Origin of the sequence: Paenibacillus vortex V453 (genome assembly GCF_000193415.1) — a bacterium.
GTDB classification, from domain to species: domain Bacteria; phylum Bacillota; class Bacilli; order Paenibacillales; family Paenibacillaceae; genus Paenibacillus_AQ; species Paenibacillus_AQ glucanolyticus.
The window spans coordinates 275,823-297,958 of the sequence record NZ_ADHJ01000001.1 but is presented as its reverse complement, the minus strand read 5'-3'; the positions used below and the strand labels follow the sequence as shown (position 1 = coordinate 297,958).

The window sequence follows — 22,136 nt, the reverse complement described above, 5'->3', positions numbered from 1 at the left end:
TAACCAACAACAGTTTCTAATAAATAAGTTCTTTCAGTTTGTCTTCTAATTGGCTCATCATGTGCTTGGATAGTTTTCCAAGAGGCTCTAACAGCCTAGCTTGCTTGTCTATGGTCATGATTTTACTTACATCCATGCTCAGCTTAAATTGACTTTCTGCAGAATATCCCGTTAATTCCTTTACGAATAAGGGATGGCTGTCAGGGGTGCTAGAAGCTATAATTTGTACAGTTGGAGAATGTAAATTTCCTGTATTATTCTGGATCACAACTACTGGACCGACCCATTCTTCGTCATGCATTAAGTGGTTTAACTTCGCAAGAAACACATCTGCCCGCTTGGCAGGAATGCGTCCGCAGGAACATCTCTTTTTAACATTGGTAACGATTTGCTTACAGCTGGAACAAGTCATGCTGCATCCTCTCCTTTATGCTAAAACTGATCAGTTTTAGCACGAGAAAGGAAAAAAACAAAATCAGAACGTTCTGCCATTATTTTAACCCAAGATTGGTTCCATCAGATGGGTTATCGGTAGTGACAATAAGGGAATTGTTGAAACAAAGAACTCGTGGTACATACGAGAAAACGCTAGTCATGTACCGAAAGGAATGCACCGTTTTGACTAATCCCGTTACAATTAAGATAAGGAGGCGGCGCAATGGGAGTGGTTGCTAATCTAGTGGTGTATATGATTTCATCAGGGCTGCTTATTTTTATGGTAATTCTGGTGATTAGAAAAATAGGCGGTAATGAAGCGCAACGATTAATGGGGGATAATCATACGAGTAGAAGGTTACGTGACCAACAACAGCAATTAGACCCCTATATGAATCCAGGCGTAGATGTTGTGGTAGACCGTTACCATCATGGGATGAACCAGCATCATATAGGGAGCCATGACAATAATGGTTAGGGTGAATTTAATAATGAGATGTGAACAAAAAAAACATGGTGAAGAAGGGTGTCTCCCTTCTCTCCATGCTTTTTGTTTTGAACGGCTAGTCCTCAAATGGTCCATTGCTCCAGACATCAATCAAGTCGTGTTTAACTTGGTCTAGATTGCCGTAATCAACGAACAGCTTCACACCAACTGAAGACGAATCTATGGCAAGAATCTCCCGTAACTCATCATCGCCTCCGAAATGGTCCCAATTCATTATTAATAATCCGAATCGAATGTCCTGTTGACCATAAAAGAAGATTGCCTGAACTTCCTCATCTGGCAGTTTAGACATTTGAATAGAAGGAAAAAATTTCGTAATTAATGGTTGCAAAATCTGTCTTAACTCTTCGGTTGGTTCGACTCTTTCCTTTCTGCTTAATTACCCCCATAGATTGGAGAACGGTCATACCCTTGTTGCGTAGGCTGGACAAATTGGTCGGCATGACTGGGATTGTAAATATGGTTGCTGTCCAGATTGATTTTTTCAATAATCTCGTCATAGGTCGAGGTTTTCAAGCTTGCTTTATCAAATACGGAATCTTCCCCCAATGAAAAGCCTTTACCTACTTGACTATTGGCTTGAAAAAATGCAAAAGCATTGTAGCCAACAAGCCCAACTAGCAGAATAATGCCAAGAATTCCAGCCGCTACAAGCCCAATCCATGGATTTTTGACTTGTTTAGTGGACTGTTCTATTTCCACAATAGGCATTCCTGCGTTTCTCGCCGTAATTTTGGCGCCTCGGTCATTTGTAAGAAAATAAATTGGCTTTCCTTGCTTGTGTAACTGCAAATAAGCTGCAAGAATACGATCATCCATGGTATCAGCTAGATTGAGTTGGGTGAGTGTCTTGAAATCGACAGAAGGCAGTATAGTTAGGGATTGTCCTTGTCTTTGCGCATCTTCAATGGCTTTAAAGGCACGTCTTGCGTTGGAAGATGTTTCTTTATCACTGCTGTTCTTTAAGCCATCCAGTTCTTTTTGGACTTCTCTGCTCATGACAATGTTTTCTTTCTTCAATATCTCAAAGGTTTCGGTTGGGTAGTGCATTAAAATATTCGTATCCAAGCCAAAAGCATTGCCTTGCCCTATTTTTTCAGAAATAGCTTTTTTATATTGTTGGAGAAAGACATTTTGTTTCAAGTTGCGAACATTCGTTGTTGCTAATGAGCGAGAATTAAACAGAATTCGTGCAAGCGCATCTTTTGCTCCGAAAATCTCTTTATAGTGTAGGAACAGTAAGGCTGTTCTGCATATGCCGATATACAGCACCAAAGCTACCAAAGAAATAAAAAGTCTTATAAATAGTGCAGATTTGTCGTGTTGTGCTTCAATGATTTGAATGACATTTTCGCTGGCGAATGCAGTAACATTCCAGGTAAATAAGCCTGTAAGTAGGAACAGATTGGTGATCCATCTTTTTTTCATGTTCGTTAGTTCTCCTTATCATGATATACATAACAATATATATTTTAAGGGACTGTGGAAAATCTTGCCGAATATTTGGTTGTTACGAATGGGTGTTGGTTTTAACAATAACGAAAAAAGTAATTGACAAACCAATTTAACCCATGATAGTATTCTACTAAGCTCAAAAGAGTGATAACCTACAACTGAATGTTTTATTAATGATACACCCATAGTTTCCGGTACCGAAAGGTATGCGGAGCTGGTATCACCATAAAGTGGTTTCAAACACTTGGTGATCTGTCGTTTTTGCTTTACTTGTGTATCTAATCGTATCTATTAGACGGGAGAAGTCTGCCCTCTGATAGAGAAAGATTAGATGACAAGAAAAAACGATAACCAGCTCTACAACGGATTACTATGGGTGTTTTTTGTTTACCCAAGTAACTCCAAATGCTCATTGACAACTAAAAAATATTACAATCCCTAATTGCACAGGGAGCGTAATGAACAAACTTTGTAGGTGATCGAATTGGAAATGCAATATGATTCACAACTAGATCGGTGGTATGCATTAGATTTTGAAGCATTTGAGTTGCATTAAAACGAAAGCAACTAACCCAAAACTTAGCGGAGGTATATGTATGAAAACCCATTACAAACTGAAATACGAGAAGAACGATGACAGATGGTTAGCGATATCAAATCAAGATAATGAATTTCCCATGCGTTGCGGTGATATGTTTCAGATTAAGCTAGGAAAAATACTATTAAGTTGCCGTCTTGAAATGGACAGTGATTGGTATGTAATCAGCAGTGGAACAAAGATTAAGCTTCATCCGAAAGAGCATTACGAAGTACTCATCCAATAACGGTGAAGACAATTAATTATAAAAATAATAAGGAGAAATCAATGATGAAAACTAAAATAACGAAAGAAAAAAAAGGAATTCTAATTGGAGAAGCACTTGCTATTCTGGAAAATGAGCTTGAAGGTTGTCATTTTGAATATGAAATGGAATATCATGAGGTACTTTATTGGGGATGCACGTTTAAGGTCAGAGTAAATCAAAAAGGAATACTAGTACAAATGGATCCAGTTAAAGATGAACTCGGATATGAACATAGTGCGGGTCCAACTCAAATTACGAATAAGGAAATAATCAAGCTAGTTACACCTGAGAAATTATCACATCTAATACTTGATGGGTTAGATGGTGCTTGCCAAAGCTTAGGAATGCATATAAGTAGTTTCTATAAACATCTTAGACGAGAGGGCTATATAGTTGACGGTATAACTGTTGAATATAAGCAGAATAAATACTGTGTAAGTGTTTTGTTCGACGATGAAGATGGGAAGTATAGATTGATTGCTGTTGAAATCTTCAACGGTAACTTAGATAACTGGGAGTACAAAGAAACACACAACCTAGATGTTGATTTATATATTTACTTAACTGATATTGCTAATGAAATGATTTCGTTACAAAAACAATCTGTTTAACAGCAGTTCATATATAGGCTTCGATAATCCTTTAACGGTGAGAAGCCTCAAAAAAACAAAATTCCAGGAGGAAACAAGAATGCAAAATACATTATTAAAGGGTATACATATTATCGAAAACGGCACAGAAATTGAAAAAGAACTTTTCCCTTATAGCGGGGAAAATAACCATTGTTCAAAGCTTAAGGAATTTGAAGTAAGACAAATTAGACATTGGTACAGTTACGGACTCTCTACAAAACAAGAACTCGCAAATTACTTTCATGTTTCAGTTTCAACAATTAGAGATATTATCAATTATCGCACTTGGAAACATTTAAGTACTTACCGTCCCAAAGGCGAGATAATTACAGCTACAAAATTTCAATTAGTGAATAATGGGAACAGCAATAATCCCAAATTGATTGCATTAGTACATATGATAGTGTCACCAAGTGAAACAAAATTATTAGAGATTATTCACGACGATGAGTTGCTGCTTAATTATAAGTATCCCGATGCAGTACTTATTGGAGAGTACATAATAGAAACCTAATATCATAGTTGCTTTACACAAAGTGAATCACCATGAGTTGAAATAAAAAACGTAGTATAGCTATTGGAACAGTTCTAAATATGATGAAGTTTGCAAAATTTGAATGTACAGTCACATGGAAGTGGCTTTTATATAGAACCAAGGGGAAAATGAAAATGACTACAAATACAAAAAATGATATTATTACACCTACAATACAGGAGATAAAGCAGGATCAGCTTGTAACGGCTCTTATTACTATAATTAAAAAATATGCTGAGTCGAAGCAAGTGAATGAATAATTTAATGCAGGTGGGTTGCCAAATGGTAATCCACCTGATTTTTTAAGCAAAATAAAAAATATAGGAGTGAGTAGCTATGACAAAGCAAAAGGTTGCAGTATATTGTCGAGTTTCCACAGAGGAGCAAGCTAGCGGTTTTTCATTGGAGAGTCAGGAAGCAATTTTAATTGAATATGCGGAAAAAAGAGGTTTTGAAATTTATGATGTATATATCGATGATGGGTACTCGGGGAAAGATTTTAACAGACCGGAAATACAACGTTTAATGAGAGATGCTCGGCAAGATAAATTTGATATTGTGTTGGCTTGGAAGGTAGATAGAATTTCACGTAGTAATAGGGATGTTCTTACTATGATTGATTTAGAGCTTCGTCCTCGAAATATGAAATTGCTTATCAGTACTTGTGATATTGATAGCTCTACTACTATTGGGTACATGTTTATTAGCCTTCTTGGAACATTTGCTGAATATGAGCGAACAGTTATTATTGAGCGTGTTGAAATGGGAATGTCTAAGAGAGCATCAAAAGGTAAATGGTGCGGAGGAAAGATACTTGGATATAAAAATGTAGATGGCTGTTTGGAGATTCACCAAGAAGAAAAGAGAACTGTTACCCAAATATTTGAGATGAGAGCAGAGGGGTTAGGTTATAAGGCAATAGCTAGTCGTTTAAATGAACTAGGGCATACTACAAAAAACAATAAAGCCTTTCAAATTAATACGGTTAAAACCATTTTGAGTAATCCGACTTATATAGGAAAAATTAGATGGGGGCAACACCGCCAATGGGCAAAAAAAAGACGTAACGGCAAGTCTAATAATGAAATAACAGTTGATGGTATTCATGAACCAATTATAAGCCAAGAATTATGGGAAAAAGCAGTAGAGGTTGGAAAGTTACAAAATAATAAAGCGATAGCCCCAAGTAATAATAAAGGACAATTCTTGTTGTCAGGGATTTTACGTTGTCCTCAATGTGGTGCTGGTACTGTCATGACAAAACGAAAGATGAGAAATGGTGATGGACATCATTTATATTACATGTGCCAAGCTTATCATTCCAAGGGGTTGACGGCTTGTAGAACTAATCTCATTGACAAGCATCTAATTGAGGAACAGGTGTTAAAAGTTATTAAAGGGGTCTTAAATAATCAAGCGCTAGTTGATGAGATTTTAAACAAAGCCAAAAGTGAAAGCAATTATGATACAAGCGAATTGAATCTTCAACTATCAGTTCAAGTAAAAGAATTAGACAGATTAATCAATCGAAAATCAGAGACGAATCAATCGTTCATTGTAGGAGATATTGAGGCAACAGCGTACAATGAAATTACAATGGCATTAGTACAAAAAATCGAGGGCATTGAACGAAGTATCCATAATTTGAATGTTGAGATTGAGAAGAAGTCTTCGAAATATCATATAACGGAAGCTATGATAGCTGATACATTACAAAACTTTGAAACTGCTCTTGAACATGCTGACAATGAAGAAAAGAAACAATTAATAAAAGCATTAATAAAGAAAATTGAAGTTGAACCTGACCGTAAGCATCTAAAAAGCATCATCTTTTGGTTTTCGGAAGATGATGCTTTACCACTAAATGAAGCACGGAGAACCTTATCATAAATGACGGCTAAAAATTGGGTTCTTTACTGCCATCTTCGCGGCTTAGCCTGAAGTTGCCGAGGTCGCGAATGTTGTCTCCCGCTTTGAGAACGACGATGTAGCCCTGCGCGCCTAAGCAAAAATCGATTTCAAATTCATCTTCCAGTTCAACACTTAGTTGGTTGAAATAATCCTCGACCTGATCGAGGAGTGCCGCCGGAAGCGCCCCAACCCGGTGCAGCATGACAAGGTCCCGCTTAGTTTTGATGATTTTCAATCTATTTACCTCCTGAAAAAGAAAATGACCCCTCGAAAAGGGGGCTTGGTACTAGGTCACGAATATTATATATGTATCAAAAATTGCTTGAACCGGTTTTAAGCTAACTGGCAGATTAGCGAAAAAGGAAATTGCAGATCAGTGACGATGTTGTAATCGTTAAAGCTTTGAATCTCATAATTACTCTTTTGTAAGGTGTGGTTAAATGGCCTTGGAAAACACAAAGTTTAAATACTTGGAGACTTTTTAAAATCCCGCCGTGAACGGATTAAGCCGGATCGTATGGTTTGGGCGGCTTTTTGGGACAAGTTGCAAAGCGTTTGGGAGCCGGCAAAGTATTGGGGACCGTTGGAAACCCAGAGAAAGCCAAGCTTGCCGCTTCCTTCGGATATGACGAATTATTTGTCCGGTCCGAATTTGCTGAGAAGACCCTGAAGTCCACCGGACAGAAAGGCGTTCACGCTGTCTTTGATCCGGTGGGGGGAAGCATGCGCAAACAAAGCTTAGGTGCTTTGCCCGCTCGGCCAGTTGGTTGTTGTCGGAAACGCCAGCGGTGAAGAGGATGTCTCGCATTCCTTTAACCAAATATGGTTTTCCAACAAACAGTCCGCTGGTTTTACATTAGGCGGATACGCCGAAAGCAATCCTGCAGAAACCGGGAAAGCGGCGCGGGAAGCGTTAAGCATGCTGGCAAGAAAAGAAATCCATGCTGAGATTCACGGCGTGTATCCTTTGGAAAAAGCGGCAGAAGCTCTTACACTTTTAGAGCAGAAAAACACTGTCGGCAAACTGGTTTCGAAAGTATAAGCTCGAAGCAAAACGAGAGAGCTTCACTGTGAGCCTCTTTCCTAAAATACAGTTATTGAAGTAACGAAGACGATAGTTGAATAAAGCGAGATCTAAGAAAGGGCCATCCCGCGAAGGATGGCCCTATAACTTGCCGTTATAAACAACGCGGAGAACCGTATCATAAATAGTGGTAAAGTGGAGGGTAGAAATTGAATATTGATGCCCAGACATTAATCAAGATGAGAGAGCCTCACACCCAGAAGCTGAACAAAAGCGATCTGCAGGGGCATTTGGGTTCCATAAATATATAGATTCGTGAGTATGTGCCCTGCCGCATTACCGGCTAGGAAGATTCGGCATAAAAAGTGTATGATACGGTGCAGCAGCAACAGCGCCGATATCTGAGGACGGTGAGAAGGAGGGAAGAGCAGGAAACACTCTATCATTGATGTGGACCTATAATATAGATACATAAGTAACAGGGCACTCTTCGAAGTAGAGTGACCCTGTTTATAGTGTTTTAGCCAAATATACCATATTACACCGGTAAAAATGATTAACCTAGTTGTTGCACACCTTTGTACCATACGGCTTGGATAGACAAGGTATCCGAGATATTGGTTGTCGGATCACCAGCTACCAATACAAGGTCAGCGAGCGCCCCTACGGCAATTTGGCCCCGATCGTTAAGACCAAAGCGACGGGCCGGTTTTGAGGTAGCGGACCGAAGTGCTTCTATCGGAGTAAACCCGGCCATAACCAGCAATTGCATTTCATGATGAACGCTGGCACCATGCGCGAGGCCTCCGAGATTCTTAACGGGAACGGGGGAGACATCCGTACCGACCAGAATATCCACTCCGGCACGGTGAAGATCCATCACGTTACTAAAGCTATTCTCCATATGGCCTTGCGGGAAAGTATTGAAGCTAGAGTTCAAAATATCGATCCATTCCGGACTTAATTTGGAATAAACACGCGGATCATTCGCCAATTCCGATGCCGGATTCCCAAGAATGGACGAGTTCAATACCAAACATGGTGTCACGAACGCGCCTGAATCGGCTATGGATTTCACCAATTTGGCCGTGTGTTCGGGCCTGTCGATAAACAAGTGACCCAATCCGTCCACCCCAATATCAATGGCGCTCTGTGAGGAATCAGCAGTCAAGACGTGAGCTATGACGATTTTATCGAACTTATGGGCTTCTTCCACGGCTGCTTTTAGAATCTCATCGCTCAAAACAGGCAGGCCAGGAGCAGCCATGACCGTCCCTTCTTCGATCATGATTTTAATATAATCGGCTCCATTCTCCACTTGGGTATGCACATGTTTGATCGCTTCCTCCACAGTCGTTACTTGGGGCACTTCTTCGTGATCGTGAGCGTAAGCGGCTAGCATAGCTTCCCGGTCTTCTTTCGATAACTTCTCCAATTCCTTTAATATGAAATCAGGGATTTCATCCCCATCCGGAAGCAGTTCATCCGGATGACCGCCTGGAGCGGTGATCGCTGTACCGGCAGAACGGACATCGGCGACGTCATTCACATTTTTCAACTGGATCGCCCGCCCTCTTTTCGTAAAATCGCCGTTCATTTCGAGTTCTGTCGTAACGCCGAATTTTAAGGCATCCCTTAGTCCACCAATGGAAGTGTGAACATGCGCATCAATCAAGCCTGGCAATAATGTCGCGTTTTTCGCATCAATGATGGTTGCGTTTGCCGGAAGATCTCCACTTACCGCAATAATGGTTTCCCCTTTGATGACAACATTTCTTGAATCGATAACCTTTTCCCCGTCGAAAATACGTGCATTTGTAATCGCCGTAACTCTTTCTAAAGGAGAGCTTTGGGCAGCATTCTTCATTTTGTTATTCCTCCTTGGAGTTGTACGTGAATCACTTCGGAGTATAACTGTTAGATAACTAACTGTCAACAAACTAATATTTATTTGACATGCAAGCTGGATCTCTGTATAGTTTATTTACTTACAGTTAGCTTTCTAACAATTTGAGGAGGTACGATCATGAAGCCTCGCAAGGATACGCCTTATCTGGATTTGTTTCAGATTATTGGCCTTAAGTTAAAGAAAAAAGCAGACGAGAGCATAAAAGAGTTGGGGTTAAACGCTCAACAAGGAAAAATAATTGGTTATATCTACGAGAACCAAGAAACTGAATTAATTCAGAGGGATCTTGCCGATCGGTTTCATCTGCGCGGGGCTAGCATTACAAGTATGCTTCAAGGTCTTGAGCAAAGAGGATTCATCGAGCGAAAAATCCCAGCCAATAATGAACGGCAAAAAAATATTTATGTTTTACCAAAGGCCGTTGAATTGATTGAAGACTTTAATGACTCCTTCCAAAAGGTGGAGGACGAAATCGTTCAAGTCCTTTCCGAAGAGGAGAAGCAAACCTTAAAGGAATTGTTGATCAAAATAAATGAACGCTTATAATGACTGCGAGGGTGATCTAAGCCTGATGTAAATTAGGCAGCCGATTACTTCGGCGGCTTTGTGTGCATCATTCTGAAGGCTTGATCATGGCCCAGAGATTGAGACAAAAAAGTTGGGAGTTAAGCGCCGAAGTGGAATTTTCGCCGATAGACCCGTTAAGGCTGAACCGTATCATAAGTGACGGCGAAAAATATACTGTACTGTTCTACTGATCTTCTATCTTTTTGTAATTTATGTTATGTTAGAATCTGGATTTAAAGCCAAGTAGCAGAGGTGATTACTCTGAGTGAAGAGTCTATGTTAATTTTAAAACTTCCATTTTATTGGAGAATGATCGATTCAGTAGTGAGTACTTTACATCAATACCCTAATGTTTAATTAGGAGGGGTAGACATGAGAAGAAAAAAGTTAGTAATCTCGCTGACAATCATATTTGTTGTTGCATATGTTTTATTTGGAGTATGGATTGCTAATGACACAAAAGTTGTTTTAGAAAAGGCTATGAGTGGAGCAGCCGATTATCCCGAATATATGAACCAAACGACATATCAAAAAATTAATCCAATCGAACGTGGAGTTGGAAAAGAAAATTTCACGTATGACAAAGAGTTACATCGTATAGGATTTGTTTTTCCCTTGCATTTCTTTTTTGTATCGAAGGTCTATGTAACACAACAGTATGAAAATGATAGTCTCGGATTAAAGGAACCTGTCAATTTAAAACTAAAACTGAAATCTGGTAGATGGTATGCTACCAACGCACATATTAAACCTTAAAGAACAAAGAACAAGGTCCCATTTAAAGTCGCTAAATTAGCGGCTTTTTTTGTTTTATCGGTACAAGTTCTTGTCCCGAGCCAAGGACAACAACTTGTACCGATTGCCATAAAGGACAAGAACTTGAGGGCTGTCTAAGGTGTACAAGTCCATGCGCTAAACAAAAACTTGCGCCGTTACAGACAGCGCGGTGAACCTTATCACAAGTGACGGCTAAATATTTCGGGGAGAAATTCGGGCCTTCGACGCACGACGTGTGTAGGATGCGTTTGAGGGCGCCTCTGGAAATGCTCGCGCCAAAAGCGGCGGATGATGGGTAAATCCAAATCATAGCTGATCCATGGCTGGGAGCATAACCACGCTTCAAAAGACTCCTTGTCGTCAAATGTTGGTTCAACGTAATCAGGAGGTGCCACCAACGCAAACTCCTCCTGCATGTACGGGATATATTCGAGTTCCAGGGGCAGTAAGCTTTTGCGACATGATGATGATCTCTACCTTTTCCTCAAGCAGCCAGTCAAGTAGCTTGGAAGCGACACCGAGATAGGCAACGACGCGCATCTGGTAGGTGCCGATATAAGGAGCGATCCCGAAAAAACTCATGTGCAGACCCGATTCGAAGTACGGGCAAAGAAGTGATCGCACTTGTCTTGAGGGTTTGTGTGGTTACTTCCAAAGCCTCGATTAGCGGAACCAACTGTGTATATAGTGCTTTGCCTCTCTCAGTCGGAATCATTTTCCGGGGAGCTCGTGTAAATAAAGGTTCACCCACCTCTGCTTCCAGATAAGCCAAATGCTGGCTCATGGCTGGCTGGGTCATCATCCTTGTTCTGGCGGCTTCCGATACGGAACTATGCTTGTAGATACTAATAAAGCTTCGGTACCATTCAAAGTCCGCCATGTTCGCTTTCCTCTCTTACTTGAGACATTTCTGGTGCTGTACTCCTCATATCGTAAACAAAATTCCGATGACTGTCACGAGCGAAGCAACCCAAGGTACGGCAGGGAGCCCTCCTGCAAAGCCCGCATCAATGACGATACCCCGATATAGGCACCAAGTGCATTGCCCAGATTAAAGGCCGCGATGTTCAATGTCGAGGCAAGTCCTCACGTGTATTATTCGCCTAATTTGCTTAATACTGCATTTGTGACAGCGAGCGTAGACTGAGGATTTTGTCCGGTAATCAGATTGCCGTCGACCTCTACATGTGTACTCCAGTTTGGTGCCGCTACAAAAATGGCACCCAGATCACGGATTTTGCTCTCCAAGAGGAACGGCAGGTAAGAGCCCAAGACTGTCGATTCTTCTTCTCTGTCGGTGAAAGCATTCACCCGCTTGCCTGCGACCAGCGGCTGTCCATTGGACAAGGTTGCGCCAACGAGACCGGCAGGACCATGGCAAACAGCGGCGACGATTTTTCCTGCTTCGTAAAATTCACGAAGCAATTGCTGGAGCTTTTGGTTGTCTGGCAGATCGAACATCGTGCCATGACCGCCAGGCAGGAATATCCCCTCGAATCCTTCTGCCATCACATCATCCAGCTTTTTGGTATTTTCCAGATGCTTGGAAGCGTCCAGGATTTCTTGTGGTGTTTGGTCGCCCACGCTGCCCGGGTCAATCGGGCCAGCTCCTCCCTTTGGGCTTGCTACGGTGATTTCATAGCCGTTTTCTTGGAAGGCCATATAAGCCTCCGCGAATTCCGATAGCCAGATTCCTGTCTTTTTGCCTTCCTGCATATCTGTATGATTGGTGACAACCATTAAGATTTTTTTCCCATTTATATTGCCTCCTATACTTTTGAACTCTGCTTACAGGTGTTATTTTACGGCCGCGTTATCAATAAAACAAATTATGTTTTATGTGCATATATATAAATTTATTTATACTTTGTACGTGGTAAGAGCAGTGCCGCCGCGCGGCACACTTAAGCGTATTTTTCGCTGATAGACCCGTTAAGCTGAACCGTACCACAAGTAGGGCGGAAATTTCGCAAGAGGGGGACCTTTATCCTTCTCAAGGGTCTACCCAAGCATTACTTTTTGGTTTGGATAACTGGGTTTTCCATCGAAAATCGAAAATACGAGATGGTGTAAATGAAATGACTTCGCCAGTCTCCAACGGGATTTCAGAGATGACTGGAAAAGTGTCCAAACTGTCCAGCAAACGATGCAAAGAGCGAACGAATTAAAAAAACTGATTAATGGTCCTTTTATGATCATACCTTTGAAAACTGGGAATAAAATTAAGAAATAGATGGAAAAAATGTGGACTTCGTTTTGTCATGACTGATTTCGTCGATTTTAGACCTTTCTTATGAACTGATTATTATTAATTCACAACGATCGTGCGAAAGGATGTGAAGCATGATTAATATTTGGTTTGGTGAAATTCAAATCGGCAAAGTATCAAGCTCATCGGGCGTTTTTTCAGGAAGTAATGAACAGTGGAAGTTTAGGAATACATCCAAGCAAAACCAAGCGTTTGGATCTATTAACGGAGAAGGGTGCTCGATTACCGATATCCTTGTCGTCCTGAATGATGACGATAAGGTGGATTCATCTTCGAGTTCAAAGCCTACTCAAAAGTGATAAACCCCTTTCGTAAAAAACAGCACCCGCGTACAGATGAGCTGATTCATGATATCCGTGGGCGATTGGAAGAGATGGAGTCTCTGTTAAAACGCATGGAGCAACAACTTAGCCAACCGGAATGCCCTCATCCAGGCATTCAGATCGAGACTGTCCACATTCACCAACCTGTTTTGGAGAATCTGGAATTTAGGCTAGATGCTTTGGATATCGACCAGCTCAGCGGATCACTCAACTTGGGCAACAACTTCGGAACTAAGTGGATCCGAAGTCGTAGCACCTCCAAAGCCAAGAGCGGCTCCTCAAGCACTGCTGCCAACTCTGAGCCATCCAAGGAGAAAATTCATCCAACGTCATCAGGCTATCGTTGGAATAATCGGGGGTGATGACTGTGGCTTCTTTTATGTCACCGCAATTCGTGATCGGGTCGATTCGTATTGGATCCGTGGAAAATGCTTCATGCATCAATATGGGGAATAACCGGCCGGCCGGCTTCGAGAACCATCAGAAATTGACCCAAGGTTTCGGAGCGGTCAGCGGAGATCGGAACCTGGTAGCCGGCATCCGCTCTTTGCTCAACGATTCCGATTTCCTGGATATGCTTCATGTCACGGACGGAGACATTCCCGAATGGCTCAACGGTATCATTTCCAAAAACGAGCACATAAAATAGGGAGGAACTTCATTTGGAGAAGGGTAGTGACTGAAGCGATGGATAAAAAAAAAGCCCCTAATAGCATTTGGCAAGGTTTCCTAGATAATTGGTCTGAGCAGATGCTTTTTGCAAACAAGGAATTGAACGCAAAAGGCATCGAAAATTTCGTTCAAGAAACGATGAAAAATTACATGCCCAAAACTATGCTTCAACAGGCAGGCCTTCATCATTTTGCCGACTCACTCGATTACGAGCTGTTCGAAACGCATCAATCCATCTTCATAAGATGGAGTATACCAGCCGATGTTTCGCTGAAGAACATAAGATTTTACGTCAATAGTCGAATTTTAAAAATCGTACATGGCGATTCTTCCGAGGAGATCGCGCTCCCTCACGATGTGGATCCGGACCAGACATCCTCAAAATATGATCAAGGCGTCTTGGAAATCAGTCTTTCCAAGACAGGCGATCCAGAGCCGTTTCGGGAGATTTTTGTTCGCGACGGAGGCAAATGACTAAACGTTAATCCGAAAATGATAGGGCATTTGAAGCAAATTGGCCATTCCTTCAAGCAGAGGCTGTCTGCCCGAAGGAATATCCGTCTTTGCGATGGGAAGCTCGGCGAGTTGAGTCATGCAGCTTGTCGAATGCGGTAGGATATCCACGATCCGGACATTATAGCGGACGGAAGAATAAGGGGATATATCTACGGTCATACAAAATAACCGAATCATTCATGACACCAAGGAGCCTTAGACGGAATATAAATGTAGAGATAGTCTCCTATTGGGGGTGAGCGGGTTGGCTGTAATCATTACGTTGGCAGCGGGAGCTATCAATGTGAATCAAATGAATAGGGGAAGCGGAATTTCGATAGGGGAGAACTCGCTACCCGGCTGGAGCCAGAATGGGAAAGACAATTACGGCAACGGCCAAAATATTGGGGCTAACGTACAAGTGGGATTCGTGGCTACCGTTGTCGATCCAGATGCAATTGATAACCCTATAGGTGAAATTCAACCTTCCGCTTCGTTACAAAATCAAACGATTTAAGAAAAAGGGAGGCGTGACCCATGGGAGATAAGCCGGCTTTAAAACCTTGCATTCGTTGTGGGCGAATACCGGGCGAGGAAGATGAGTATTGCAGCGACTGCGGAGTTCCGATTCTAAACCGTTGTTCGGACGAACCCGGAATATTTGGCAAAGGATGTACTTTTGTGAATCCTCCAACGGCGGTTTATTGCACAAAATGTGGGGAGCCTACCGTTTATCAATTAAATGGTTTGATCCAGCCGAAGTATCCCAATGGAAACAGACCCAAGTCCTCGGATATCAATTAGTTTCTCATATGGGGCCGCCGATGATATAGCTTATGTTTGCCTTCCTTAATCAAGATTCTCGCTTGGAGGGATTAGTATGGAGGAGCGGATAAAGACGAATACACCGAAAGATTTCTACAGCCAGGTGACTGAGGTACTCGGCGATGACTTTTGGAGTGAAATGAGTGAGCTTCTACCTAATTCGGGTCCTCGGATCGACGTCTTTCATACTTCAACAACGGTGGTTGTTTTAGTAGAGCTTCCCGGTTTGGAATCGGTGGAGCAAATAAGACTTCAATTAATCGGGCAGACGCTGGAATTGGAAGGCGACTTGCCTTGTCATTATCCCGTTACCGGTCCTCGGATCACAATAAGTGAGAGGTTCTTTGGCCCGTTCTGTCGGTCGCTGGCTTTGCCGAAGCCTGTGTCCGCTGAAGCAATTTCCGCGAAGTACACCAAAGGTTTGCTGGTCGTGGTGCTGCAAATTATCCAAGATGAAAATCAAACCCCGATCCAAGTCGATTTTGAACGATCCTGATCCAGCTAATGATGTTAATAATGAAGAACCCTGTTTACGAAGTAATTAGACTGGGATAGTTCACGACATTGTTTAAGAGAGAAACGGAAAAGTTTAGAGCATCAGTGTATTCATTACTTCTGATAAAGGAGGTCTAGTCGTTGAACGTATCGGGACAGAAGGCAAGCGTCATATTTCAAAAAATGATCGTTAACCATCTCGAGGATACTTCGGGGATTTTTATTGGGACCAACCAAGCGATTGGGTGGAGTACGATTAAAAAAACAAACCAAGGATTCGGCGAGTTGAGTCATACGGTTTTGTCGAATGCGGTAGGTGTTCTCCATGATGAGGATATTGTAGACTTCACCATTCAGGATTATCATAATATCATCTTAACGGAAGTTCCCAATAACCAGCAGCAATGCGCCATTCATTTCGGCTCCCTCCAGACGAATTCGTTAATCAACTCTTGTGCGATTGACTTGGGCGACAATAAGCAATTGGGATGGAGAACTGCCCGTAAAGATAACTTTGGAGTTGGCAAACCCATTGGAATCAATTCGCTAAAACGGACCATTGGGGTACTTAACGATAACGATGCCGTGGATGCGACGATAATTACAAACCAGCATGACGAAGATATATCTACGGTCATAAAAAATATTCGAATCACTCAGGACACCGAGGAGACTTAGATGGAATGTAATTATAGGAATAGGCTCTTATCGGAGGTGAGTTGGTTGGCTATCAACATATCGTTGGGGGCGGGAGCTATTAGTGTGAATCAATTGAATAAGGGGTGCACGATTGCAGTAGGAGATAATTCTCAGCCCGGTTGGAGCCAGAAAGGGAAACACAATTACGCTAACTGTCAAAATATAGGGATCAACGTACAAACGGAATTCTTCGCTATCGTTTTCGATAAAGATGTGATCGATAACCGGATAAGTGGCATCAAATCTTTCGCTTCGTTGCAAAATCAAATGGCTTAAGAAACATCTTTCTATGACACCTTGGGATCGATTTGATGAGGCTGTAGAATGGTATTAAATGAAAAATGGGATGGAGGCGAAAAGGAACGGTCCTGACGCCAGCAAAAAAGCTTTTCTTTTCATGCTGATATGGGACAGGCTATCCTAAAATCGTAATTAAGGCTTTTTTGGACATGGATACTTTTGGCTTGATGTGGCGATGGCGACTATGGCGATACCGGCTGAGAGTAGAGAGCGGTTGTTGGATGTATATTTGGAAACGGCAAATGGACAGTGAGCGAATTGAGTATTCTTGTGGGTTTTGCTGGAGTCATGTTTGGTTACTTCGCTTTCTAGATTAACGGTAACGACAACGAGAGTTGAATCACTGACAATCAGGCCGCCGATGACTTCGGTGGCCTTCTGTCATGTTAAGTAGGCTTGGATCATAGCCCTTGGAGCGAGTAAGATTGGCAACTATGTGTCGCGGGGGATTTTTCACCGGTAGACCCGTTAAGCTGAACCGTATCATAAGTGATGGCGAAAAATGTTGTGACAAGAGGGATGTAGATGCAGCCTTATCTCTTCTTTGCAATGATGGGGGAGGCTTAGAAAGGAAAATGCCCCCGTACCTTTGGCAAGGATTGACGGGAGCATTCCAATCAATTGTTGAAGTAGTGTGACTGTTGGAGGTCGGGGAGCAGTGCTGGCTGGACGGGCCTCCATCCCAGAAGTTCCTGCGTTGCAGTGCTTGATCTTGGGATATCGGGCCCTGCAAGTGAGTAATACACCAATTGACCTAAAAGGAGCTTGTTAAAATGACAAACACACCCCAATTACGCGGTATGGCAAACATTAGTTTCTGGGCAGAGGATCTCAAAGCGGCAAAAGAATGGTATACGAAGCTACTGGGGGTGGAGTCGTACTTTCAAGATTGGATTACCGCATCGGTAGTTGATCCCTTTGGAAACATTATCGGTTTCATTCATAGTCCGCATTATAAAGAAATTTGGGATTCTTTTCACCAAACATAACCTGAACTTCTAGCTGGTGTCGTTACGCAAACTTACATCAGCTTTTCTGTGAATCCTGCTGCGCTTCGCACCGCACCGTCTTGGTCTGCCAGTTGCTTCTCCAGCATGGCTGGTCTTAACCTTGGGACGATTTTCACGGCGGTTCCCGAAGCGATGTGCTAACCCCATACTCGCTTGACCTCCTCTAATCGCTCTGCATCATGAGCGCTGGATTAACCGTCCGATGGAGTGTACTTCCCAACGTCCAGCTCGAAAGTTGCTTCATTGGACGGGTCCAGCTCTACTTGGATGGTTCCTCGATTGTCGGTCAGCACAAGCATGCGCGAGCCGACGAGAGGAACGCGGTCAGCGCTGGTGCGCATGTGTGCTAATACGACATGAGGGGAACCTTCTGCAATATAAGTTACTTCAACTGTGAACATCGGATAATTGAAGAGCCAGTGGTTATCGAATTTTATGGCGGTCAACGTCCCGGCGAATGACGAGCCCTCCATGCGGAGGCGCTCGATGTCTGCTTGCCGCCGCTTCGCGTGGACGATGGAGCCGGGCAACCGCAGGAGTACGATGACGGCCCAGAGGGCGAAGCCAGCTCCAACGATTGCTCCGAGTTCTGGTGGGATTGTTGGCGATGTAACTATGGCCTCAAGGTCGAAGGGACGCGATGGATTGTTTATAAGCGTCCAGAGCAGAAGGACTCCCGCAACAGCAGAGATTCCACCTGCGATTGATAGCATTGAGTACAGGCCGGCGACCCTGATTTGTCCGAATTGATCGTCCGCTCGCGAGTACAGTCCACCGGTCACACCGATCGCGGCGAGCAGCAGTACCACGGCGGCACCCACCGTTACAGGATGACCGAGGAACTTGCTGATCTCCGGTGTCGGCGCAAGGCCGAGCAGGGCGCCGAACGGTACGGAGCTTGCCAGCGCCCATAGTACAGCAGCAGCGAGCAACCATGACAGCAGCGGAGCCACACGTCCGACAGGGCGTCCCGGTTGGAGCGCAGTCATCCGTCCGTTCTTGTCCGTGGTGGAAAACAGCGGCAGGATCTCAATATGGTCTTGCTGCCCGTGCTTTTGCTGACCTTCCACAGTATTCCTCATTGGTATGTCCCTCCCGAGAAAGGTTCTCGTACCTCGAGCTGCGAAGGTAGAATCCCCACGGCGCAGCCGGGCTGATCAACAATAAAATTCAATTTAATATAGTTGAGAAGCTAAAGGTGAATTTTTGTAGGCATCCATAATTTTTCTATATATTACCACATGAATGTTGCCCACTGTAATACCTTCCACATACATTTTTTTACGAGTTAGAAGGTAATCATAGATTTGCAATATGGTGTGAGCAACTAACAGTCTTCGTAGATGTGAGGTTTGCAAGACTTTGATCGCGAAGGTGTACATATCCCGATGGAAAGTTTAAGCCAGATCATGCCGTGACACGCGCGGAATTTGTAGTCATGCTAATGAATGCGCTGAAGATGCAAGAAGCAGGATCGGAGCTGATATTCACAGATAAGGCTGAGATCGGAGCATGGGCACAGAAAGCAGTCTCACAAGCACTACAACTGGGCATTATTAAGGGCTGTGAAGACGGTACCTTCGGTCCGAATCGAAATATAACGCGCGCTGAGATGGCGATGATGATTGCGAAGACACTCAAGTTACCGAACGAAGAGAACGCGATAACTTCTTTCAGAGATGACAAGGAAATTCCTGTCTGGGTTAAAGGTGCAGTGGCAGCTCTAAAGGATAATGGCATTATACAAGGAACGGGTACTAACCAATTCAACCCTCGTGCCGAAACTACGAGAGCAGAGGCAGCAACCATATTATTAAACATGTTAGATGACTTAAAATAAAGAATGAAAGGCATCCAAGAGGATGCCTTTAAATTTAGCTCTATAGATGCTGTGAACCGTATGTGATCCAGTATGACGATGTCAGAGGTGTGTTCCGCATCCATCCTTGGAGGTAAGAGATTATTTTGGTAAAAAAGCGTACCCTCAACTCTTCAACGATACATTGTATAATGTCTGAAAAGGGATCGAAGGAGAGAAGAAGCATTGGGTTTTATCGAAGACTTTAAGCAACATATCCTCCGCAACGTCATGAAGGATATCGAAAAAGAATTTCAAAAAACATGGAGCATCGATTATAAAGGGCATGTGATCGAAATTCATCACGCGCTGAAAGAAGAGCAGCTCATACTGGACGGGCAAATCGTGGACCGCAAGCAGAAGAATCTGATGTTCTATTTGAAGTTGAAGCCGTATTCAACCTTATCCGGCACACTTGATGTAGGCGATGGCGTGAAGCAGAAGGTGAAGGTCAGGTTTGGAGGTCTTATCCGATTCAAATGCGTTGTCAAAGTGGGTCGGGCCGTCGTATGGAAGGAGTCAATCAAATTAGATTTTCTTCCGTGGAATCATAAGGAAATGCTGGTTCCTTTCATTGAGCAGCAAGTTCAGATCCACCACCGCGTGATGGATGATGCTTTGCCTGATGACGAATACGTGTATAGCGACCATCATCCGCGGGTGGCTGCCGGTTATGCCGATCGGCACTTAGATGATGTGCCTACGCCGTTCTTTTCAAGAAAATTGCTTAATAGATTCGCGAAGCAGCTTCATCATCCTACGATCAAGACGCGAAAGGCCACGTACGAGGACATTATATTTGACCGGTTCGCCAGTTACGGAGGGGAGTTCATCGAACGCTTGGAGAAGGCGAATCTGGATGAAGCGCTTATGCAGCAAGAGGCCGTATGGCTGCTCGAGCATGCCGCCCATCGAGAGGTCGTCAAATTCGCCGTCATGGTTCTAGGTCATACGAATTGTGAACCGTTCAAGGAACGTTTGTACGCGATTGGCATGCATGAGGAATTCACCGAGTACGTTATTTCTGCCTTGCTTCGTGGTACTCGAGAACCCAACCCGCTGATCTGGAAACTTGCTCAGTCCGTTCAGGGATGGGGCAAAATCGAGGCGGTGGTGCAGCTTGAAGCAACCACGCCTGAAATAAAGCGCTGGTTGCTGACCAAGGGCTGCGAAAGCACCGTTCAACATGGTTATTTGGCCTATACTTGCGCGGTGAAAGGAGAACTTGCCTCCGCCTTGATGCAAGAGACGATCTCCAAAGAGCTGTACGACGGGACTGGTCGGATCATCGAGAAGATATTGCAGGAGGCTGATCCGGACCTGGTCGATTATTTGCTTGAACATGCGATCTTTTATCGATTTGTCAGCCATGCTGCCGTTCATTGCAATAACGAAGGAGACTATCATGCTCTGATGCAATTAGCCCGATATTTAGCTGACGAAGAGGCATGGGAAGAATCTTTGGAAGATGTATGGAAACAGGAAGAGCGCAGATTGATCCAGCAGAAGCTGCAGCCCTTGATTGATGAACCAAGATGGCAATTGAGTCCAACTTGAAAAACAAATTACTCAAGGTCTTGGGGGACGGCCCCCGTAATGTAGCTACCCCGTAGAAGTGAAAATGAAGGCAATTAAAATGAGATTAGCAGGTATCCCGGCGAGGGCTCGGAGCTGCGCTTCATCCAGTTCCCGCCTCCCAAAATAAAGGAGAACGCCATTACGGTGTTCTCCTTATCGCTTTAGAAGTATAAAACTTTCCCTATCATTCATAAGGGATAGTATGGATTAAAACGGGAATTTTCGTTCTTCTATTTGAATAGAAACCCATTTGGTTTCTGTGAATTCGTCGATCACCCAAGGGTTACCGAAACGGCCCATACCTGAGCCTTTTACAACACCGAATGGTGTATTTTCAATCGCATTGACGGTTTGGTCATTCACGTGGGTCATACCAAACTCCAAATCAGACTGCCAGCTGATCGCCTTTACTCCAAATCCGCTGTAAAGATAGGCTGAGCTCAAACCAAATTCTGTGTTGTTGGCAATTTCGATGGCCTCTTCATCTGATGCTGCTTTAATGATGGATACAATCGGTGAGAAATATTCAGTTTGTGCTAAACGACTGTCAGGGAACACATTTCCGAATATGGCAGGTGTCAAAATATTTCCCTCACGTCTGCTATCCAGCAATACTTCTACACCTGTAGTTTTTGCTTCGGCAATAAATCCTTGTACTCTTATGATTTACTGGTATGCGATGATCTAATTCCGGATATAAATCGAGCATTGCTTCGAGAGTTACAAGATATTTTTCAAAATCGAATGTCCTTTGTAGGTGATCAGCCTTCTGAAATGGCACGACGTATTATTAATCTGCTATATTATCATTCGCCAATTATGGAGCAAATTAGTGAAAATCCCTAACCTCTTTAAAATAAAGGTGAAACGTTTCGGGCCATCGTACAAGGATGGCTCTTTTTTTGCCGTTACGATCTCGGAAGCCCTCAACTTGTACAGTTTTTGTACAGAATAGAATGATACAATTCGCGAGGGGGGGGAGAACCCTCGGGTGAAGATTTTTTTCCGCATAAA

At 43.2% G+C, this 22,136-nt stretch carries 32 protein-coding genes and 2 pseudogenes; 21 read left to right on the top strand and 13 right to left on the bottom strand.

From position 1 onward, the window contains the following. Positions 1-16: 16 nt before the first annotated feature. Positions 17-412 (bottom strand): type II toxin-antitoxin system PemK/MazF family toxin, encoded by a 396-nt coding sequence (locus PVOR_RS01365; protein ID WP_006207268.1) that lies wholly within the window; start codon positions 410-412, stop codon positions 17-19. Positions 413-658: 246 nt separating this feature from the next. On the opposite strand from PVOR_RS01365, the gene PVOR_RS01360 reads away from it, so the two are divergent. Further along, positions 659-913: a hypothetical protein gene (locus PVOR_RS01360; RefSeq protein ID WP_006207267.1), complete on the top strand. Its 255-nt coding sequence runs from the start codon at positions 659-661 to the stop codon at positions 911-913. An 85-nt stretch (positions 914-998) separates the two neighbouring features. Here the strand turns inward: PVOR_RS01360 and PVOR_RS01355 are convergent, their stop codons facing one another. Both PVOR_RS01355 and PVOR_RS01350 read right to left on the bottom strand, forming a co-directional pair. Continuing rightward, positions 999-1,274 carry a hypothetical protein gene (locus PVOR_RS01355; protein WP_006207266.1) on the bottom strand — a complete coding sequence of 92 codons (276 nt, stop codon included), beginning with the start codon at positions 1,272-1,274 and terminating at the stop codon, positions 999-1,001. A 44-nt stretch (positions 1,275-1,318) separates the two neighbouring features. Further along, a complete protein-coding gene (locus PVOR_RS01350) occupies positions 1,319-2,371 on the bottom strand; it encodes a PIN domain-containing protein (RefSeq protein WP_006207265.1) in 1,053 nt (350 codons plus the stop codon). Between the two features lie 623 nt (positions 2,372-2,994). Here PVOR_RS01350 and PVOR_RS01345 point away from each other — a divergent pair. From PVOR_RS01345 to PVOR_RS01325, 4 genes are all read left to right on the top strand, one after another. After that, positions 2,995-3,222 (top strand): DUF5348 domain-containing protein, encoded by a 228-nt coding sequence (locus PVOR_RS01345; protein ID WP_006207264.1) that lies wholly within the window; start codon positions 2,995-2,997, stop codon positions 3,220-3,222. 41 nt (positions 3,223-3,263) lie between these two features. Beyond that, on the top strand, positions 3,264-3,854 hold the full coding sequence (locus tag PVOR_RS01340) for a hypothetical protein (protein ID WP_138917763.1): 591 nt from the start codon (positions 3,264-3,266) through the stop codon (positions 3,852-3,854). Between the two features lie 79 nt (positions 3,855-3,933). Beyond that, positions 3,934-4,389 carry a hypothetical protein gene (locus PVOR_RS01335; protein WP_006207262.1) on the top strand — a complete coding sequence of 152 codons (456 nt, stop codon included), beginning with the start codon at positions 3,934-3,936 and terminating at the stop codon, positions 4,387-4,389. 357 nt (positions 4,390-4,746) lie between these two features. Continuing rightward, complete coding sequence (locus tag PVOR_RS01325) at positions 4,747-6,300, top strand: recombinase family protein (RefSeq protein ID WP_006207260.1); 1,554 nt, start codon at positions 4,747-4,749, stop codon at positions 6,298-6,300. A 7-nt stretch (positions 6,301-6,307) separates the two neighbouring features. On the opposite strand, the gene PVOR_RS01320 is transcribed toward PVOR_RS01325, so the two are convergent. Then, the gene (locus PVOR_RS01320) at positions 6,308-6,556 is read right to left on the bottom strand and encodes a hypothetical protein (RefSeq protein ID WP_006207259.1); all 249 of its coding nucleotides are present in this window, start codon (positions 6,554-6,556) and stop codon (positions 6,308-6,310) included. Between the two features lie 299 nt (positions 6,557-6,855). On the opposite strand from PVOR_RS01320, the gene PVOR_RS31225 reads away from it, so the two are divergent. Beyond that, complete coding sequence (locus PVOR_RS31225; RefSeq protein ID WP_234972734.1) at positions 6,856-7,113, top strand: zinc-binding dehydrogenase; 258 nt, start codon at positions 6,856-6,858, stop codon at positions 7,111-7,113. Continuing rightward, positions 7,085-7,363: a zinc-binding dehydrogenase gene (locus PVOR_RS31220; protein ID WP_234972733.1), complete on the top strand. Its 279-nt coding sequence runs from the start codon at positions 7,085-7,087 to the stop codon at positions 7,361-7,363. Before PVOR_RS31225 ends, PVOR_RS31220 begins: the two co-directional genes overlap by 29 nt. Before the next feature lie 538 nt (positions 7,364-7,901). Here the strand turns inward: PVOR_RS31220 and PVOR_RS01310 are convergent. Beyond that, positions 7,902-9,212, bottom strand: a complete 1,311-nt coding sequence (locus tag PVOR_RS01310) for an amidohydrolase family protein (RefSeq protein ID WP_006207257.1) — start codon at positions 9,210-9,212, stop codon at positions 7,902-7,904. Between the two features lie 159 nt (positions 9,213-9,371). Between PVOR_RS01310 and PVOR_RS01305 the strand changes: the two genes are divergently transcribed. After that, on the top strand, positions 9,372-9,800 hold the full coding sequence (locus PVOR_RS01305; protein ID WP_006207256.1) for a MarR family winged helix-turn-helix transcriptional regulator: 429 nt from the start codon (positions 9,372-9,374) through the stop codon (positions 9,798-9,800). Positions 9,801-10,193: 393 nt separating this feature from the next. Then, on the top strand, positions 10,194-10,577 hold the full coding sequence (locus tag PVOR_RS01300) for a hypothetical protein (protein WP_006207255.1): 384 nt from the start codon (positions 10,194-10,196) through the stop codon (positions 10,575-10,577). Between the two features lie 402 nt (positions 10,578-10,979). On the opposite strand, the gene PVOR_RS31215 is transcribed toward PVOR_RS01300, so the two are convergent. From PVOR_RS31215 to PVOR_RS01290, 4 genes and pseudogenes are all read right to left on the bottom strand, one after another. Next, positions 10,980-11,180 carry a hypothetical protein gene (locus PVOR_RS31215; protein ID WP_006207254.1) on the bottom strand — a complete coding sequence of 67 codons (201 nt, stop codon included), beginning with the start codon at positions 11,178-11,180 and terminating at the stop codon, positions 10,980-10,982. Beyond that, positions 11,095-11,478: a LysR family transcriptional regulator gene (locus tag PVOR_RS31210; RefSeq protein ID WP_006207253.1), complete on the bottom strand. Its 384-nt coding sequence runs from the start codon at positions 11,476-11,478 to the stop codon at positions 11,095-11,097. The genes PVOR_RS31215 and PVOR_RS31210 overlap by 86 nt, the downstream gene beginning before the upstream one ends. A gap of 45 nt (positions 11,479-11,523) precedes the next feature. Continuing rightward, positions 11,524-11,681, bottom strand: a pseudogene (locus tag PVOR_RS32730) (MFS transporter); the annotation flags it as partial. A 12-nt stretch (positions 11,682-11,693) separates the two neighbouring features. Next, the gene (locus tag PVOR_RS01290) at positions 11,694-12,314 is read right to left on the bottom strand and encodes a type 1 glutamine amidotransferase domain-containing protein (RefSeq protein WP_234972732.1); all 621 of its coding nucleotides are present in this window, start codon (positions 12,312-12,314) and stop codon (positions 11,694-11,696) included. Between the two features lie 627 nt (positions 12,315-12,941). Here PVOR_RS01290 and PVOR_RS01285 point away from each other — a divergent pair. The 4 genes from PVOR_RS01285 (at position 12,942) to PVOR_RS01270 (ending at position 14,336) form a co-directional block, all read left to right on the top strand. Further along, positions 12,942-13,166: a hypothetical protein gene (locus PVOR_RS01285; protein WP_006207251.1), complete on the top strand. Its 225-nt coding sequence runs from the start codon at positions 12,942-12,944 to the stop codon at positions 13,164-13,166. Positions 13,167-13,240: 74 nt separating this feature from the next. Then, positions 13,241-13,552, top strand: a complete 312-nt coding sequence (locus tag PVOR_RS30500) for a hypothetical protein (protein WP_148248551.1) — start codon at positions 13,241-13,243, stop codon at positions 13,550-13,552. Continuing rightward, positions 13,552-13,839: a hypothetical protein gene (locus tag PVOR_RS31205; RefSeq protein ID WP_006207249.1), complete on the top strand. Its 288-nt coding sequence runs from the start codon at positions 13,552-13,554 to the stop codon at positions 13,837-13,839. The genes PVOR_RS30500 and PVOR_RS31205 overlap by 1 nt, the downstream gene beginning before the upstream one ends. 38 nt (positions 13,840-13,877) lie before the next feature. Next, on the top strand, positions 13,878-14,336 hold the full coding sequence (locus PVOR_RS01270; protein ID WP_006207248.1) for an Hsp20/alpha crystallin family protein: 459 nt from the start codon (positions 13,878-13,880) through the stop codon (positions 14,334-14,336). Here the strand turns inward: PVOR_RS01270 and PVOR_RS30490 are convergent, their stop codons facing one another. Then, positions 14,337-14,537, bottom strand: coding sequence for a hypothetical protein (locus tag PVOR_RS30490; RefSeq protein WP_006207247.1), 201 nt, complete (start codon positions 14,535-14,537; stop codon positions 14,337-14,339). Between the two features lie 76 nt (positions 14,538-14,613). Between PVOR_RS30490 and PVOR_RS01260 the strand changes: the two genes are divergently transcribed. From PVOR_RS01260 to PVOR_RS01235, 5 genes are all read left to right on the top strand, one after another. Next, complete coding sequence (locus tag PVOR_RS01260) at positions 14,614-14,874, top strand: hypothetical protein (protein ID WP_231887964.1); 261 nt, start codon at positions 14,614-14,616, stop codon at positions 14,872-14,874. Positions 14,875-15,237: 363 nt separating this feature from the next. Continuing rightward, positions 15,238-15,678 carry an Hsp20/alpha crystallin family protein gene (locus PVOR_RS01250; RefSeq protein ID WP_006207245.1) on the top strand — a complete coding sequence of 147 codons (441 nt, stop codon included), beginning with the start codon at positions 15,238-15,240 and terminating at the stop codon, positions 15,676-15,678. Between the two features lie 140 nt (positions 15,679-15,818). Next, entirely contained in the window at positions 15,819-16,355 is a 537-nt protein-coding gene (locus tag PVOR_RS01245; protein WP_006207244.1) for a hypothetical protein, read from the top strand. 36 nt (positions 16,356-16,391) lie between these two features. After that, positions 16,392-16,652, top strand: a complete 261-nt coding sequence (locus PVOR_RS01240) for a hypothetical protein (protein ID WP_231887963.1) — start codon at positions 16,392-16,394, stop codon at positions 16,650-16,652. 797 nt (positions 16,653-17,449) lie between these two features. Next, a complete protein-coding gene (locus PVOR_RS01235) occupies positions 17,450-17,665 on the top strand; it encodes a hypothetical protein (RefSeq protein WP_006207242.1) in 216 nt (71 codons plus the stop codon). A 9-nt stretch (positions 17,666-17,674) separates the two neighbouring features. Here the strand turns inward: PVOR_RS01235 and PVOR_RS30485 are convergent, their stop codons facing one another. Both PVOR_RS30485 and PVOR_RS01230 read right to left on the bottom strand, forming a co-directional pair. Continuing rightward, entirely contained in the window at positions 17,675-17,833 is a 159-nt protein-coding gene (locus PVOR_RS30485; protein WP_156515035.1) for a hypothetical protein, read from the bottom strand. 44 nt (positions 17,834-17,877) lie between these two features. Continuing rightward, complete coding sequence (locus tag PVOR_RS01230) at positions 17,878-18,768, bottom strand: hypothetical protein (protein WP_006207241.1); 891 nt, start codon at positions 18,766-18,768, stop codon at positions 17,878-17,880. A gap of 299 nt (positions 18,769-19,067) precedes the next feature. On the opposite strand from PVOR_RS01230, the pseudogene PVOR_RS32935 reads away from it, so the two are divergent. The 3 genes and pseudogenes from PVOR_RS32935 to PVOR_RS01220 all read left to right on the top strand — a co-directional run. Beyond that, positions 19,068-19,118, top strand: a pseudogene (locus tag PVOR_RS32935) (S-layer homology domain-containing protein); the annotation flags it as partial. A 12-nt stretch (positions 19,119-19,130) separates the two neighbouring features. After that, a complete protein-coding gene (locus PVOR_RS01225; protein ID WP_160163966.1) occupies positions 19,131-19,526 on the top strand; it encodes an S-layer homology domain-containing protein in 396 nt (131 codons plus the stop codon). Positions 19,527-19,730: 204 nt separating this feature from the next. Then, the gene (locus PVOR_RS01220; protein WP_006207239.1) at positions 19,731-21,101 is read left to right on the top strand and encodes a hypothetical protein; all 1,371 of its coding nucleotides are present in this window, start codon (positions 19,731-19,733) and stop codon (positions 21,099-21,101) included. 228 nt (positions 21,102-21,329) lie between these two features. Here PVOR_RS01220 and PVOR_RS01215 read toward each other — a convergent pair whose 3' ends face one another. Next, on the bottom strand, positions 21,330-21,785 hold the full coding sequence (locus PVOR_RS01215) for an aldehyde dehydrogenase family protein (protein ID WP_268741772.1): 456 nt from the start codon (positions 21,783-21,785) through the stop codon (positions 21,330-21,332). Positions 21,786-22,136: the final 351 nt, after the last annotated feature.

Coding starts and splice junctions, on each gene's coding strand:
- PVOR_RS01365 (WP_006207268.1), bottom strand. CDS start 412: ATGACTTGTTCCAGCTGTAAGCAAATCGTTACCAATGTTAAAAAGAGA.
- PVOR_RS01360 (WP_006207267.1), top strand. CDS start 659: ATGGGAGTGGTTGCTAATCTAGTGGTGTATATGATTTCATCAGGGCTG.
- PVOR_RS01350 (WP_006207265.1), bottom strand. CDS start 2,371: ATGAAAAAAAGATGGATCACCAATCTGTTCCTACTTACAGGCTTATTT.
- PVOR_RS01345 (WP_006207264.1), top strand. CDS start 2,995: ATGAAAACCCATTACAAACTGAAATACGAGAAGAACGATGACAGATGG.
- PVOR_RS01340 (WP_138917763.1), top strand. CDS start 3,264: ATGATGAAAACTAAAATAACGAAAGAAAAAAAAGGAATTCTAATTGGA.
- PVOR_RS01335 (WP_006207262.1), top strand. CDS start 3,934: ATGCAAAATACATTATTAAAGGGTATACATATTATCGAAAACGGCACA.
- PVOR_RS01325 (WP_006207260.1), top strand. CDS start 4,747: ATGACAAAGCAAAAGGTTGCAGTATATTGTCGAGTTTCCACAGAGGAG.
- PVOR_RS01310 (WP_006207257.1), bottom strand. CDS start 9,212: ATGAAGAATGCTGCCCAAAGCTCTCCTTTAGAAAGAGTTACGGCGATT.
- PVOR_RS01305 (WP_006207256.1), top strand. CDS start 9,372: ATGAAGCCTCGCAAGGATACGCCTTATCTGGATTTGTTTCAGATTATT.
- PVOR_RS01300 (WP_006207255.1), top strand. CDS start 10,194: ATGAGAAGAAAAAAGTTAGTAATCTCGCTGACAATCATATTTGTTGTT.
- PVOR_RS31215 (WP_006207254.1), bottom strand. CDS start 11,180: ATGAGTTTTTTCGGGATCGCTCCTTATATCGGCACCTACCAGATGCGC.
- PVOR_RS31210 (WP_006207253.1), bottom strand. CDS start 11,478: ATGGCGGACTTTGAATGGTACCGAAGCTTTATTAGTATCTACAAGCAT.
- PVOR_RS01290 (WP_234972732.1), bottom strand. CDS start 12,314: ATGCAGGAAGGCAAAAAGACAGGAATCTGGCTATCGGAATTCGCGGAG.
- PVOR_RS01285 (WP_006207251.1), top strand. CDS start 12,942: ATGATTAATATTTGGTTTGGTGAAATTCAAATCGGCAAAGTATCAAGC.
- PVOR_RS30500 (WP_148248551.1), top strand. CDS start 13,241: ATGGAGTCTCTGTTAAAACGCATGGAGCAACAACTTAGCCAACCGGAA.
- PVOR_RS31205 (WP_006207249.1), top strand. CDS start 13,552: ATGACTGTGGCTTCTTTTATGTCACCGCAATTCGTGATCGGGTCGATT.
- PVOR_RS01270 (WP_006207248.1), top strand. CDS start 13,878: ATGGATAAAAAAAAAGCCCCTAATAGCATTTGGCAAGGTTTCCTAGAT.
- PVOR_RS30490 (WP_006207247.1), bottom strand. CDS start 14,537: ATGACCGTAGATATATCCCCTTATTCTTCCGTCCGCTATAATGTCCGG.
- PVOR_RS01250 (WP_006207245.1), top strand. CDS start 15,238: ATGGAGGAGCGGATAAAGACGAATACACCGAAAGATTTCTACAGCCAG.
- PVOR_RS01235 (WP_006207242.1), top strand. CDS start 17,450: ATGACAAACACACCCCAATTACGCGGTATGGCAAACATTAGTTTCTGG.
- PVOR_RS30485 (WP_156515035.1), bottom strand. CDS start 17,833: ATGGGGTTAGCACATCGCTTCGGGAACCGCCGTGAAAATCGTCCCAAG.
- PVOR_RS01230 (WP_006207241.1), bottom strand. CDS start 18,768: ATGAGGAATACTGTGGAAGGTCAGCAAAAGCACGGGCAGCAAGACCAT.
- PVOR_RS01225 (WP_160163966.1), top strand. CDS start 19,131: ATGAATGCGCTGAAGATGCAAGAAGCAGGATCGGAGCTGATATTCACA.